Origin of the sequence: Leisingera sp. JC11 (assembly GCF_040704725.1) — a bacterium.
Lineage (GTDB): Bacteria > Pseudomonadota > Alphaproteobacteria > Rhodobacterales > Rhodobacteraceae > Leisingera.
Genome location: NZ_JBFCVS010000007.1, coordinates 61,457 through 75,034, shown reverse-complemented (window position 1 = coordinate 75,034; position 13,578 = coordinate 61,457). Strand labels below are relative to the sequence as shown.

Sequence of the window (13,578 nt, the reverse complement as noted above, 5' to 3'; positions counted from 1 at the left end):
GTTCAGTACCAGTCTTGCAGGCGCGGGCTCAGCGCAGCCGCAGCGCGTTGAGGGAAACGGTTATGGAGGAAGTAGACATCGCCAGCGCCGCAATCAAGGGCGTCGCCAGCCCGGCGATGGCCAGCGGCACTGCAATCACGTTGTAGAGCGTGGCTATGCGGAAGTTCTCGCGGATGCGGCGGGTGGCCTTCTGCGCCACGCCGCAGGCCTCGGCGATGGGCTCAAGGTCCTGGCCCAGAAGCACGATGTCGGAGGCCACCCGTGCCGCGTCCAGAGCGGAAGCCGGAGAGATGGAGACATGCGCCGCCGCCAACGCCGCGGTGTCGTTGAGGCCATCGCCCACCATCAGCACCTTCTTGCCCTGGTCCGAGAGCATCCGGACCCGGGCGGATTTGTCCGCAGGCAGCGCCTCGGCCACCCATTTGGCGATGCCGAGCCGCTGGGCCAGGTCCTCTACCGCGCCGGTGGTGTCGCCGGAGATCAGCAGCACATCCTTGTCTGCAGCTCTCAGCGCCGCCACCGCCTCCGCCGCGCCGGGGCGCAAGGCATCGGTGTACAGGAAAGCCTTTGCACGCCCGGCTCCGGTATCGAGCCAGGCCGCCGTCTGGCTGCCCTGCTCTGCGCCGACCCAGGCCGCCCTGCCGAGCCGGACACGGCTGCCGCGGTACAGGCCTTCGGCGCCATAGCCGGGCACCTCGGTGATGTCCTGAACGCTGGCGGGCTTGATCCCGGCCTCCCGCGCGGCGCGGGACAGCGCCACCGACAGCGGGTGCGAGGAGCCTTCGGCCAGCGCCAGGGCAATCTCCAGATCCGCGCGGGCATGGTCGCCCAGATTGGTGACTTCAGGCGTGCCGGCGGTCAGCGTGCCGGTCTTGTCGAAGACGACGGTATCGATCTCCGCCAGCCGCTCCAAAGCGGTGGCGTGTTTGATCAGCATGCCCTTCTTGAACAGCCGGCCCGAGGCGGCAGTGGTGACAGCGGGCACGGCGAGGCCCAGCGCGCAGGGGCAGGTGATGATCAGCACCGCAGCGGCAATGTTGAGCGAGGTGCGGATGTCGAAGGTGTAGAGATACCAGCCGGCAAAGGCGAGCGCCGAGAGGATATGCACGCCGGGGGCATAGAGTTTCGCTGCACTGTCGGCGAGCGATGTGTAGCGGGAGCGGCCCGATTCCGCGATCGCGACCAGGTCGGCCATGCGGTGCAGCGAGGTATCCTCGCCCACCGCGGTGGCCCGGATGGTCAGCGGGCCGGTGAGGTTCACTTCACCGGCAGAGACCGCCAGGCCGGGATCCGCAAAAACCGGCAGGGTTTCCCCGGTCAGCAGCGAGCGGTCGAGTTCGGACTGGCCTTCCACGATCTCGCCGTCCACCGGCATCCGCCCGCCCGGGCGCACCAGGATCAGATCGCCGATGGCCAGATCCGCCACCGGCACCTCGTATTCGTCCCCGTCCAGCAGCCGGATGGCGCGGGGCACCTCCAGCGCCGCCAGTTCTTCAGCCGCCGAGCGCGCCACGGCGCGGGTGCGGTAATCGAGGTAGCGGCCCGCCAGCAGGAAGAAGGTCAGAGTCAGCGCCGCATCGAAATAGGCGTGCTCACCCGACAGCAAGGTCTCCCACAGCGAGGTTGCCAGCGCCAGCACCAGGGCCAGCACAATCGGCACATCCATGTTGAGGCGCCTGACGCGCAGGGCGCTCCAGGCATTGGCAAAGAACGGCTGCGCCGAGAAGATGATCGCCGGGAAGGTGATGGCGGCGGAGATCCAGTGGAACATGTCGCGGGTTGCATCCGAGGCCCCGGACCAGACCGAGATCGACAACAGCATCACGTTCATCGACGCAAAGAAGGCCACCGCCAGCCGCATCAGCAGGTCACGGCCCATCTTGTCGTTCTGGGTGGCCGCCAGAGCCGCCAGATCCAGCTCATGCGCCTCATAGCCGATGCCCTCCAGCACCGGGATCAGGTCAGCGGCACGCAAATCCGGCTCTGCCTCGATCAGCGCCCGCTTCAAGGTCAGGTTCACCCGCGCCGAATGGATGCCGGGATGGGCGTTCAGTTCCCGCTCCACCGCAGAGATGCAGGCCTGGCAGTGAATGCCCGGCAGGGACAGCGCCAGCCGCGCCTCTGTTGGCGCCTGCTCCGCACCCTCATGCGGGGCGGCGACGCAGGCGGGACAGGCGGCAAGCGAGGGGCGGAGCTGGGCGGTCATGGCGGTCAGCCTTTCACATGCAGGATCACCCGCTGGGTGAACTCGGTGCCGTCCGTGGCCCTAGCCACCATGCGGATGTTCCAGTTGCCCGGACCCAGATCAGCCGGCGCCACATAGGCCTGGCCGTCAAATGTGAATTCCGGTTTCTGGTCGTCCTGAACATGGGTTGCCCGGCCGAGCGTTGCGCTCAGCTTGGCGACCTTCACCGGATTGCCATCGGCGTCGGTGATCTCCAGCTTGACCTGATCCCCTGCCGAAGAAGCATAGACCGACCAGCCCAGCGCCTCCTGCGCTGAGCGGCGCTGGTCGAATTCCTGGCTGGCGACATAGGAGTTCTTCACCTCCAGCCCAGGAAAGGTTTTCACTGCATTGACCGCCAGGATGATGTTGACCCCGATGATCACCGCAAAGGCGCCGCCGAACAGCAGGATGGCGTGCTTGCCGGTAAATTCGCGCTCGCGCTTGGCCATGGCTCAGTTCCCCTTGCCGTTAAAGCTGGTGTCCTTGTGGGCCCGTTCCCCGTTTATCAGATCCTCGACCCAGATGCGAACCGGGGTGCTGGAGGCCTGCGACGGCGGCGCGCCCTTGGCGGAGACGATATAGACCCGCTGCAAGAGAGCCGTATCTGCCGGCACGTTCACCGAATGATAGACGGTGCCTTCCAATTGCAGGCGCATTGCCGGGTCGCCCTTGATCGACAGTTTGAACACCCGGTCCTCGCCGTGCTTGTTGCGCAGGCGCACGTCATAGGTGTTGCGGATCGAGCCATCGGACAGCGTCACATAGGTCGGGTTGCGTTCAGGCGCGACGGTCAGTTCGATGTCGGAGCGGATGAACAGTGCAAACAGCAGCCCCACACCGACCAGCGACCACATGCTGGTGTACATGATGGTGCGCGGGCGCAGGATGTGCTTCCAGACGTTCTTGGGCGGCTGACCGCTCCGCTCCAGCGTCTCGTCCGACAGCGCCATATAGTCGATCAGGCCGCGCGGCTTGCCGATCTTGGCCATCACATCATCGCAGGCGTCAATGCACAGCGCGCAGGTGATGCATTCCATCTGCTGGCCGTCGCGGATGTCGATCCCCACCGGGCAGACGTTGACGCAGGCCATGCAGTCGATGCAGTCGCCCTGCCCTTCGGCCACCTGGCCCTTCTTCAGCTTGCCGCGCGGCTCCCCGCGCCATTCGCGGTAGCCGACAGTCAGCGTGTCCTCATCCATCATGGCCGCCTGGATGCGCGGCCAGGGACAGGCATAGATGCAGATCTGCTCGCGTGCGAAACCGCCGAACAGGAAGGTGGTCGCGGTCAGGATCAGCATGGTGGAATAAGCGATAGGGTGCGCGTTCAGCGTCACCAGGTCATAGGCCAGCGTCGGTGCATCGGCAAAATAGAACACCCAGGCGCCGCCGGTGGCGAGGCCAATCAGGAACCACGCGGTCCATTTGGTGACCCGCAGACGCGCCTTGCGGAAATCCATTTTCTTCTGCCGGTGCAGGCGCAGGCGGGCATTGCGGTCGCCCTCGATCCAGCGCTCCACCAGGATGAATAGGTCAGTCCAGACCGTCTGCGGGCAGGCATAGCCGCACCAGACCCGGCCCAGCGCAGAGGTAAACAGGAAGAGCCCCAGCCCGGCCATGATCAGCAGACCGGCGACGAAATAGAACTCATGCGGCCAGATTTCGATCCAGAAGAAGTAAAACCGGCGGTTTGCCAGGTCCAGCAGCACCGCCTGATCCGGCAGCGAAGGGCCGCGGTCCCAGCGGATCCAAGGGGTCAGGTAGTAGATCCCCAGTGTCACCGCCATGATGTACCATTTCAGGTTCCGGAACTTGCCGGACACGCGCCGCGGGAAGATCGGCTCTCTGGCGGCGTAGAGGCTGGGGGCCGGGTTGGAATCGCTCACGGACTCTCTCCGTCTTGTGGCAGTGTTGCCGCCCTTGTCACAGAAGCAAAGTGCCAGAACTTTGACGTGGATCAAAAAGCGCATCACACAATCATGTTTTCCGGCCGGCTTTTGCACCCGGGAACGGCAAGCCGCCACCTATGCCTGAGCTTGCGGGCCCGCCAGAGGCAAGTTGCCGCAGAGGCGGAAAACACCCCCGGCTGCCGCCATTTCCACCTGGCCCCTTCCGAGAGCCTGCGCGCAGGTTTTTGAGAATTTTTCAATTGCACCGGAACTTTCCCGGACGGTGCGGGTTGGGTGGCTGTATTTCAGGCGCGCTGAAGTGCGGAACACACAGGAGATCAACTTATGAAACACCTTATGCTTTCGACTTCGCTGATTGTTGCTGCCGCGGTTCCCGGTTTTGCCGGACCCGGGAGCAGCGCGTCCGGCAGTGCCGGGGCCGGTGTCCAGTTTGAAACGCCTGCGGGCGGGGCCGCTTCCGGAACTGGCGTAATGGGCGAAGCCAAGGCAGAAAGCACGCCGCTGCAGCCCGGCTCTGAAGCCGCAGACAGCCCGCTCAGTGCCGGCAGCGCATCCGAGGGCGGATTTTCAGCCCTGATCCCTGACGCGGACGGACCTGCGATGGAGCCCCTGGGCATGAATGAGGTGACCGCACAAGCGCTGACGGGCGCGCCTGCCTATGACGCCAAAGACGAACACATCGGCGAGTTGTCGCAGATTGTGGTGAACACGAACGGCGGTGTTGAAGCGGTGATTATCGATGTCGGCGGCTTCCTGGGCATCGGCGAGAAGCCGGTCGAACTGTCCATGGGGGATATTGAGATCATGCAGGCCGAAAACGATGTGCGCGTCATCACCCATCTGACCCGCGAGCAGCTGGAAGCGCTGCCGGATTACCGGCCTGGCTAAACATATGGATTCATGAGGTTTTCCAGCTCCTTATGAGAACTGCCGCCTGACGGCCGGCCCGGCATCCGGTTTCCTGCCTCGTACCGGCATACCAGGCGGGCATCAGATCCAAGCGGCCTGCAAGACCGGGTTCCGGATCGGAGCCCGGTCTTTTGGCGCCGGGGGCACGCGGACGGCCAAAAAAACCGGCACGCCGCGGGCAGAGGAAATGCACCGCGCCCCGCGGAGCGGCGTGACCACCGCCATGGCCGGGACCGCCAGCACAGCTGGAAGCGAACTATGCCCCAGTTCTTCCGCAAACCGGCTGACAGTGGTGCCGCCGCGGTTTCTGCGGGCCAGGCTGCTGGTTTCCTTCAGCACATGTTCAACGGGCTGTCTTTTCGGTGTCATATGCCCCTTCTGGCGGTTGCACCGGCTTGAAAACCAACGCCTTGGCAGCACTGCGGTTGAACCTGCCAGAAATCCGCAAAAATCCGCCTATGCGCCTGTGCAACCTCAGCTTTTCAGGCTGAGCCAGGAACCTTTGCTCAAGCCCGTGCGTTTTGCCGGTGCATCCCCGAGCGGGAAACGAATGGAAAGGAACATCGACAATGAAACATCTGATCCGCACCACCACCCTCGTTGCTGCCATGGCCACTGCGGTCTCGGCCGGGTCCATGGTTTCCGACATTGACGTGACTGCTGACCTGAGCGCGATCGAGAACCACCCCGCGGCGAAAGTCTGGACCAGCCTTGAGACCGACCTGGAAACCGCACTGGCGGTACAGCTGGCGGGCCAGATCGCCGAGCCTGATGCCGAAGGGGCCGCGGAAATCCATGTCGAGATCGACTCGGTTGCGCTGGCCAGCAACTTTGAGCAGGCACTGGGTGTTGGCGAATGGGTGCTGAAAGGCGATGTCGACATCGATATGGCCGACGCATCCAAGGACATGCGGTATGACCTGACCGTGTCCGCGGATCAGCTGAACGCCTATTACCCCGAGGGCACCGATCCAGCGGTTGTGACCGTCGACAGCGATCTGTTCTACAACGCCATCATCGATGCCTTTGCAGGCAATGTGGCCTCGAAGCTCAAGTAAGGAGGCCAGCATGCGTATCCTGACAGCCTTACTGGCACTGGCCGGATTGGCCGCCTGCGAAACCGCTGAAGGTTTCGGCAGGGATGTGTCGAACCTTGGCGATGAAATCACTGAGGAATCCCAGGAAGCGCAGTAGAGGTTTAGAGCGTTTCCCTTAGCTTCAATGACCCGGCGCAGCACTGCGCCGGGTCTTTTCTTAACCCTGGCCGGGTTGGGTTTTGAACCGTTCTTCCCTCCGGCTGCGACCCTCCCGGCGTCAAACGATGTCTTCAGTTGCGCCCGGCAAGGGCTGCTGCAGCTCTGCCATCCTGTCCGGATCATGCGGCACCAGCAGCCCGCGGCGGGCTTCCGGGCGGCGCACCTGGTTGCGGCGGATTTCACGCTGCCACCAAGCAGCGGCGCGTTCCGGGTCCAGCGCCTCTTGCGGCAGGTCCTCCTGCCACCAGTGCCGGGCCAGCGCCTGCCAGAGCTGCGCGACCCGGTCCGGACGGGTGATCCGCAAAGCCGCCTCGGTGTCCCAGCGCATAGACCGGCCGTTCAGATTGGCTGAACCGACCATGGCAAAGTCCTGGTCGGTGATGAGCGCCTTGCTGTGCAAATAAATCAGCGGAGAGCCGGCCAGCGTTGAGGGGGCGTCCCGGGCGGCCATGCGGCGCTGCACCGGGCTGGCGATACAGGCGCGGGAGCCGAAGGCCGCGCTTACCGTGTCAAGCGCTTCGGCCTGCAGCGCCATGCCGTAACGGGCGTCGAGTTCCTCATTCCCGTCGAACGCAACATCTTCCGGCAAGCCGGGCAGGATCAGGATCAGCGACAAATCAGGATTTCGGCGAGCGGCGTCCGCAAGTCCGCGGGCGATGACGCTGGAGCGCAGAAACTGGGTTTCCAGATAGATCAAGCGGCGGGCGCGGGCAAAGGCGGCCAGGTGGTCTTCCTCTATTTCGCGCAGAACGGTTTTCGGCGACAGCGCCCAAAAGCCCGCGCGGCGCGGAACCGATAAGGTGCGGCGGATGTGCTTGCGGGCAGGAGGCGTTCTGCACCCGGCGATATCGTCCAGAAAGCTGTCGAGATGATCCGCGGCTTCTTCAGCTTCGGGGCCGCGCAGCAGCAGCTGCACGTCTGCCCATGTTTTGAACGCCGGCTGGTCGTGCGCGGCGGTGTCATACCGGCGGCGGTTCTGGTCCAGCCCGCCGATGTACAGAACCTGGCGGTCGATCACCGCAACCTTCTGGTGATGCGAGACGGGATACAGTTGCGGCAGGCCGGTTTCCGCGGCAGAGGGCCGCAGCCGCTGCGGCAGTTTCCGCAGTTTCCGCAGCACGAACGGCGAAAACGCCAGCCGCGGCAGAATACCTGCCCGGGCCGGATGCAGCGCCGCAGTCACCGACAGCCGCGCGGCTTCTTCCCGCGAAAGCCCGGCGGCAATCTCTCTGGCCTGAGCGAGCGTGTTCTGTGCTGCGGCATGCAGCGGGGCAGCCATCACCGGGTCAAAGTCGCTTACGATCAGACGGACCTGCACACCGCGCCGCAGGGCGGCGGCGATCAGCTCTGCCCAGGTCTGTCCTGCTTCCCTGGCCTCCGGGCTGAGCAGACGGGTGGCAAAGTCGAACAGGCGGAAGCTCGCCGTGATTTCCTGTCTGGCCTCCAGCACGGCGCGCTCAAATGCGGGCCAGGCCTGTTCCGCCGTGACCAGCACTGAAAATTCCGGGCAGCTGAAGTCGTCAGACTGCGGGTTCTGCTGCGTCATGATCCTGTTCTTTGTCATGTGCGGCTGGCGGCACCGCCCCGGCAACAACGGGAAAGCCCAGCCGGTAGGTGTAGCCCGTCTCGGTCTCGTGCGTGCTGGCGGTGCCATCCAGCTGTGCCGCGAATGCCATCATCAGCCTTGCCCCGATGCCGGTGCCCTGGATGCCGTCACCCTCCGTGACCAGCGGCTGCCCCTTGGTGTTGGTGATTTCAAGCTCCAGCCAGTTTTCCGCTGTTTCATGCAGGCGGACATCTATCCGCGGGCGCCCGCCTTCAGGCACTCCCAGGTACTTGACCGCATTGGTCATCGCCTCCGACACCAGCATCGAAAGCGTGACACCCTGATCCTGGCTCAGCGGCACGGGTGCCAGGTCGGCTTCGATCACGATCTCCTGCCCCGTTCCGGCGTTCATCGAACCGATTTCCGCGATCAGCTCCTGGATCAGGTCGCGGCTGTCCACGGTTGTGATATCCGGGTTGGTGTTCAGGTTGCGGTGAATGGTGGCCAGCCCCCGCACCCGGCGCTGCAGCTGTGACAGCATCCGGCGGGCCTCGGGCGTCTGAGCGCTGCGGCCCTGCATGTTCATGATCGAGGCAACCAGCTGCAGATTGTTCTTGACCCGGTGGTGCACCTCGCGCAGCAGAACCGTCTTTTCCTCAAGGTCCAGTTCGCGCCGCCGCTCGGCCTCGCTGAGGATGACAACCATCCTGTTGAAGGACTGCTGCGCCTCCTCGAACTCGCGCGGCGGGTTGATGAGTTCCAGCTTGGGGTCTTCACGCTCGCCCAGCGCATAGCGGCGCATGGCCCGGCGCAGCGCGCTGAGGTGGCGTATGACCATTTGCTGCAGGCCGAGGAGTGCCACGGAAATCCCCGCCAGCCACATGAGCACGGGAAAAGCGACGGTCATCAGCGAGGCCGGGTTTCTTGCTGCAGTCATGGCGTTTTCCACCGGCCAGCTGCCGACCACCGACACCTGACCGGGAAGAATCTCCGTTACTGCAAAAAACCGTTCGTCGCCGGAACGGTCATCCTCAAAGAAGGTTTCCCCGGTGCGGTCCAGCAAATCCCGCCGCGGCACAGATACCGGCAGCACCTGAGCGGCCTGCTGCTCCGGCACGCTGGAAGACAGGATTTCCCCCTGGTCGTCGACGGTGACAAACTGAATTCCCCTGTCGGACCAATTCTTGCCGGACCGGACCGCGGACACCTTGTGCGGGATGGCAATCGACACATAGCCCAGCAGGATGCCATCACGCTGCACCGGGCTGGTGGCCAGAAGAAAAGAACCGCCTTCCCCTAAAAGGTTCCGGCCCAGGGCAAACGACAGTTGCGACGCTTGCCGGGCCTTCAGATACATCCACCGCTCGGAGACGTCCCGCACCTTGCCGTCTGAGGCGCAAGTCATCCGGCCTTCCGGTGTGATGAAAGCGGCAAAGGTAAACGGGTTCTGGCCTTCGGTAAAAGCCCGAAGCAGGATCCCGCAGGCGCGGCGGTCTTCAAAAACAGGCAAAATGGCCGCTGCGACGCCTTCTGTCGCCCCGCCTGCCCGCTGCAGCAGCTCGCGCTCCCTGGCCGCGGCCCTTTCGGTGCGGTCCAGCAGGGAGGCATGCGACAGCCGGGTGGCTTCCTCCACCACCGCATTGGTCTGGTACAGAGCGATCAGGCCCAGCGGCAGCAGCGCAAAGGTCATCAGCGCCGCGAGGCGGGCCAGCAGCCCGCCTGCCTGCAGCCGCGGCATTGAAATCATGCGGCGCTCTGCTGAGCGACAATCCCTGCTGTGACAGTGTCGGTCAGCTCCATCTGGCCGTCTTCGTCCAGGTCCATCAGCTCCGCCAGGCGGGCACGGGCGCGGTTCACCCGGCTTTTGATGGTGCCGGTTTTCACCCCGCACATCTCTGCGGCCTCATCGTAGGAAAAGCCGCTTGCGCCGACCAGCACCAGCGCCTCGCGCTGCTCATCGTTCAGCTGGGCGAAGGCAGCACTGAAGTCGCGCATGTGCAGCCGCCCGTCATGATCGGGTTTCTGCGCCAGGCTTCCGGACAGCGCACCGTCCGCATCTTCGACCTCGCGCTTACGCTTGCGGCGCAGCGAGTAAAAGGTGTTGCGCAGGATCGTGAACAGCCAGGCGCGCATGTTGGAGCCGGCTTCGAATTTCTCGATGTTGGTCCAAGCTTTGACCAGCGTGTCCTGCACCAGATCATCGGCAGTGGCGCTGTTGCGGGTCAGGCTGATTGCAAAGGCCCGCAAAGCGCCCAGGTGATTGACCAGGTCGTCTCTCGGGTCGGCCAGATTATCAGTCATTTGAGGTGTGCTCCTCTGACTGTTTCGCCTTTTCTTGGGTCTCTTTTTCCTTCAGCTGCTTCAGCAGGTCGGTGAATCTGTCCGGAACAGGCTCGCTCGCGACCTTATCGAAGGCGCGCTTGAGATTTTCATCGATTTCGCGGTCGGCCTGTTCATTGCGGGGCCGGGCACGTTGTGGCTGTGTCATGCGATCCATCAATTTTTTGCGCTGTTTCTGGAACCAAACGCGCGGCGGTGCGTATAGTTCCATATATATTGTAAAAAAAAGGAACGTCGCACAATGACCGCTCAATCGGGAGAACTGATCGCCAGCCAGATCGGCGCCAACCTGCCCTATCTGCGCCGCTATGCGCGGGCGCTGACCGGCAGCCAGAGCAGCGGCGACAAATATGCCCTGGCAGCGCTGGAGGCAATCCTGGCGGGGGAAGCCGAATATGACAGCGGCCTGTCGCCCAAGGCGGCCCTTTTCCGGGTTTTTCATGCAATCTGGTCCTCCTCGGGGGCACCGGCAGGAGAAGACGAGGGTGATACCGGGCTTGCGGCCAAGGCGCAAAGGCATTTGCGCCAGCTGACCCCGAACACCCGTGAAGCACTGCTGTTGCACACCATCGAGGAGTTCAGTGCTGCCAGCGTTGGCATCATCATGGGGGTCGGTGAAGACGAGGCATCCGAGCTGATTTCGATCGCCTACGAGGAAATGTCGCGCGCCACTGCGGGCCAGATCATGATCATCGAGGATGAGGCGGTCATCGCCATGGATCTGGAAGCCATTGTCACGGGGATGGGCCACAGTGTCACGGGCATTGCCCGCACCAAGGCCCGGGCCATGGAGCTGGCGGCCGAGAGGCCTGCCGATCTGATCCTTTCTGATATCCAGCTGGCCGACAACTCCAGCGGCATCGACGCCGTCAACGGCATTCTCGACAGACATGGCGACCGCCCGGTTATCTTCATCACCGCCTACCCGGAACGGCTGCTGACCGGCGAAGGGCCGGAACCGGCCTTTCTGATCTCCAAACCCTACACCGAGGAACAAGTCCGTTCAGCGGTCAGCCAGGCAATGTTTTTCTCTTCGACAGAAACCCTGAAAGCCTGACGCCTGTTAATCGCTTCCCCTTGCGTTTCCCGGGCCGCTGCTGCGGCCCGGGCCTTTCTTTGAACTCAGTATTGAAATCCCCCGGCCGATAACTCAGCCGGGGGTCTCGCTCCGCCCAGCCAGACGGGACGGAAGCAGGGCGGCGGGACACTTTTCTTAAGGTCAGGATTTGGCGATTGCCCGCAGCATCCAGGCGGCCTGCTCGTGGAAAGCGGAGCGCGCGGTTGCCAGATCCTCTGTCACGATATCGCGGCGGCGCCCCGCCAGTTCGGCGAGCGCGTGCATCCGCTGGGCGATACGCTCGTGGCTTGCGGCCAGGTCCTGCGCCATTTCGCCGGCGTTGAGCTTGCCGCTGGGATCTTCGATCTTCGAGCGGTTCAGCACCTCGTCCATCCGCGACGGCGCCAGATGCCCCAGGGCGCGGATGCGCTCTGCCAAGGCGTCGGCAGCGGTGAACATGTTTTCGTATTGCTCTTCCGTCAGCTTGTGCATCGAATAGAAGGCCGGGCCTTCGACGTTCCAGTGGCACGCGTGTGTCTTGAAAACCAGGCGGTAGGTATCCGCAAGCACATCCGCCAGGCCGTCTGCGATTGCGCCGGTGTCTCTGACGCCGGTGTCAACTTTGTCAGGGCTTGGAACGGCGGTAAGTGCGCCAGTCATGGGAAACTCCTTTTGCTGTCTAAAGTTACTCACTTGGGAAGAAACGCAGGCTGCTGCGGATTGTTCCATCCGGCCTGCGGAACGAAACCGGAGCGGCGGCACATGGCCGCTGCCGGCCCCGGCGCTCAGCGGAAGGTGCCGCGCAGCAGCCGGACGATCACGGCCGCAGCGAACAGAAGCAGGAAGATGTAGAACAGGATCTGCGCGATCCCTGCTGAGGCCGTGGCAATGCCGCCAAATCCGAAGATACCGGCGATGATTGCAACGGCCAGGAAGACGAGTGCCCAGTAAAGCATGCCGTGTCCTTTCGGTTGCGTGTGTCACCGTACTAACCCGCGGCCCTGGAAAATGTTCCATGCGGAGAATTGGGGCCGGCCCGCCGGGCAGGCTGGATCACGCCCTCAGCCAGGAATGGGGCATCCTGCCCCATCAGATAAGCGGCCGGACATCCGGGGATGAGGTTTCGATCAGCGCCAATTCCGCGAGCGCGGCAATGTTGCGGATCTTCAGCATTCCGTTCTGCCACTCTGCCAGCTTGGTGTCGCGCAGCGTTTTCAGCATCTTATTGGTATGCACAAGGGACAGCCCAAGCGCATCAGCCAGGTCCTGCTGACGGAAAGGCAGCGGCACGGCATTCTTGACCTCCATGCCGACGGCCTTCAGCCGCTCGTATATCCGCACCAGCGCCCAGGCGATGCGCTGCCGGGCATCTCGCTGCCCAAGAGAGGCAATGGTTTCGCCAAGGAAATGCTCCTCCACCGCGGCAATCCAGGTCAGGTCGTAGGCGCGTTCGGGATGATGCTGGAACAGTTCATACAGAGCGGAGCGCCGGAACACGCACAGCGTCATGCCGGTGGTTGCTTCAACGGAATGCTTCATCTCGCCCATGAGCCCGGCCTGAAGCCCGGCGAAATCGCCCGGGAACAGGAAATTGATCACCTGCCGGCGGCCGTTTTCCAATGTCTTGTAGCGTGTGCCCATTCCCTTGAGCACAGTGAACAGCTGCGGGCTGTTTGATCCTTCCAGCAGGATTGTTGTGCCTGCATCCACCACCATTTCACCGGTTTTGAAGGATTGGGTAAAGACGACCTCCTCGCTCGACATCGGCGTGAAAATGGCCCGTTTGCGCAGCGGGCAGTTCTGGCAGGCGGTCGCAGACATCATCTTTCCCCACTTTGTTTATGTCACAGTTTAATGCGCGCGGAGCCGGAAAGTTCCAAAGTGCCAGGTCAAAGGGGGAGCAAAACAATGGATACGCTCAACCGCGGCTGCGCGCAGGTCTACCTGATTGCGTCCAGGAACTATCTGGTCACCTGCGATATCTGCGATGCGATACAGGATTTCGATCCTACTGCAGAGATCAGCGTGCAGAAGGGCCAGGAAACCGCTCTCCCGGTGCTGTCAAGATACCGGCGGATTGCAGTGGCTTTCATGGAATGCGGATCCGAAATGATTGTCCGGTTCAGGATCGACCAGGCCGTTCGCAGCCGAGGCGGCAGGCTGGTCCTGATGGGCAGCACAGCTGAATCGGAACTGGACCGGCGATCGCCGCGGCTGCAGTGGCCGGTGCTCGCCAGACCGGTTTCAACCCGGATGATCATGGCCCATCTGCTGCCGCGGAACCAAAGGCCTGGGAACAAAACCGGCGTTCCCGGGTTGATAATCTGACTGCTGCA

Annotated in this window: 15 protein-coding genes; 5 read left to right on the top strand and 10 right to left on the bottom strand. The window is 63.3% G+C overall.

All coding sequences use genetic code 11. The features are described 5' to 3' along the window. Positions 1 to 28 precede the first annotated feature (28 nt). From AB1A62_RS09660 to ccoG, 3 genes are read right to left on the bottom strand one after another with little or no spacing between them, the layout of a single operon-like run. Entirely contained in the window at positions 29 to 2,206 is a 2,178-nt protein-coding gene (locus AB1A62_RS09660) for a heavy metal translocating P-type ATPase (protein ID WP_366661291.1), read from the bottom strand. Positions 2,207 to 2,211: 5 nt separating this feature from the next. Then, complete coding sequence (locus AB1A62_RS09655) at positions 2,212 to 2,676, bottom strand: FixH family protein (protein ID WP_366661290.1); 465 nt, start codon at positions 2,674 to 2,676, stop codon at positions 2,212 to 2,214. 3 nt (positions 2,677 to 2,679) lie between these two features. Continuing rightward, the gene (gene ccoG / locus AB1A62_RS09650) at positions 2,680 to 4,110 is read right to left on the bottom strand and encodes a cytochrome c oxidase accessory protein CcoG (protein ID WP_366661289.1); all 1,431 of its coding nucleotides are present in this window, start codon (positions 4,108 to 4,110) and stop codon (positions 2,680 to 2,682) included. Positions 4,111 to 4,605: 495 nt separating this feature from the next. On the opposite strand from ccoG, the gene AB1A62_RS09645 reads away from it, so the two are divergent. From AB1A62_RS09645 to AB1A62_RS09635, 3 genes are all read left to right on the top strand, one after another. Next, entirely contained in the window at positions 4,606 to 5,022 is a 417-nt protein-coding gene (locus AB1A62_RS09645) for a PRC-barrel domain-containing protein (RefSeq protein ID WP_366661288.1), read from the top strand. A 590-nt stretch (positions 5,023 to 5,612) separates the two neighbouring features. Beyond that, on the top strand, positions 5,613 to 6,101 hold the full coding sequence (locus AB1A62_RS09640; protein ID WP_366661287.1) for a hypothetical protein: 489 nt from the start codon (positions 5,613 to 5,615) through the stop codon (positions 6,099 to 6,101). Positions 6,102 to 6,111: 10 nt separating this feature from the next. After that, positions 6,112 to 6,237 (top strand): entericidin, encoded by a 126-nt coding sequence (locus tag AB1A62_RS09635; RefSeq protein WP_366661286.1) that lies wholly within the window; start codon positions 6,112 to 6,114, stop codon positions 6,235 to 6,237. Between the two features lie 120 nt (positions 6,238 to 6,357). Here AB1A62_RS09635 and AB1A62_RS09630 read toward each other — a convergent pair whose 3' ends face one another. Genes AB1A62_RS09630 through AB1A62_RS09615 form a run of 4 tightly spaced genes read right to left on the bottom strand, consistent with a single transcriptional unit; the run spans position 6,358 to position 10,396 of the window. Continuing rightward, complete coding sequence (locus tag AB1A62_RS09630; RefSeq protein ID WP_366661285.1) at positions 6,358 to 7,845, bottom strand: phospholipase D family protein; 1,488 nt, start codon at positions 7,843 to 7,845, stop codon at positions 6,358 to 6,360. Next, positions 7,820 to 9,592, bottom strand: a complete 1,773-nt coding sequence (locus AB1A62_RS09625) for a histidine kinase dimerization/phosphoacceptor domain -containing protein (protein WP_366661284.1) — start codon at positions 9,590 to 9,592, stop codon at positions 7,820 to 7,822. The genes AB1A62_RS09630 and AB1A62_RS09625 overlap by 26 nt, the downstream gene beginning before the upstream one ends. Further along, positions 9,589 to 10,146, bottom strand: a complete 558-nt coding sequence (locus tag AB1A62_RS09620) for an RNA polymerase sigma factor (RefSeq protein WP_366661283.1) — start codon at positions 10,144 to 10,146, stop codon at positions 9,589 to 9,591. The genes AB1A62_RS09625 and AB1A62_RS09620 overlap by 4 nt, the downstream gene beginning before the upstream one ends. Next, the gene (locus tag AB1A62_RS09615; RefSeq protein WP_366661282.1) at positions 10,139 to 10,396 is read right to left on the bottom strand and encodes a NepR family anti-sigma factor; all 258 of its coding nucleotides are present in this window, start codon (positions 10,394 to 10,396) and stop codon (positions 10,139 to 10,141) included. The genes AB1A62_RS09620 and AB1A62_RS09615 overlap by 8 nt, the downstream gene beginning before the upstream one ends. Positions 10,397 to 10,426: 30 nt before the next feature. On the opposite strand from AB1A62_RS09615, the gene AB1A62_RS09610 reads away from it, so the two are divergent. Continuing rightward, positions 10,427 to 11,242, top strand: a complete 816-nt coding sequence (locus AB1A62_RS09610) for a response regulator (protein ID WP_366661281.1) — start codon at positions 10,427 to 10,429, stop codon at positions 11,240 to 11,242. A 162-nt stretch (positions 11,243 to 11,404) separates the two neighbouring features. Here AB1A62_RS09610 and AB1A62_RS09605 read toward each other — a convergent pair whose 3' ends face one another. The 3 genes from AB1A62_RS09605 to AB1A62_RS09595 form a co-directional block, all read right to left on the bottom strand. Further along, complete coding sequence (locus tag AB1A62_RS09605; protein WP_366661280.1) at positions 11,405 to 11,902, bottom strand: DNA starvation/stationary phase protection protein; 498 nt, start codon at positions 11,900 to 11,902, stop codon at positions 11,405 to 11,407. 125 nt (positions 11,903 to 12,027) lie between these two features. Continuing rightward, positions 12,028 to 12,198, bottom strand: a complete 171-nt coding sequence (locus AB1A62_RS09600) for a DUF1328 domain-containing protein (RefSeq protein WP_366661279.1) — start codon at positions 12,196 to 12,198, stop codon at positions 12,028 to 12,030. Between the two features lie 133 nt (positions 12,199 to 12,331). Further along, positions 12,332 to 13,063: a Crp/Fnr family transcriptional regulator gene (locus AB1A62_RS09595; RefSeq protein ID WP_366661444.1), complete on the bottom strand. Its 732-nt coding sequence runs from the start codon at positions 13,061 to 13,063 to the stop codon at positions 12,332 to 12,334. Between the two features lie 33 nt (positions 13,064 to 13,096). Between AB1A62_RS09595 and AB1A62_RS09590 the strand changes: the two genes are divergently transcribed. Beyond that, positions 13,097 to 13,570, top strand: a complete 474-nt coding sequence (locus AB1A62_RS09590; RefSeq protein ID WP_366661278.1) for a hypothetical protein — start codon at positions 13,097 to 13,099, stop codon at positions 13,568 to 13,570. Positions 13,571 to 13,578 lie beyond the last annotated feature (8 nt).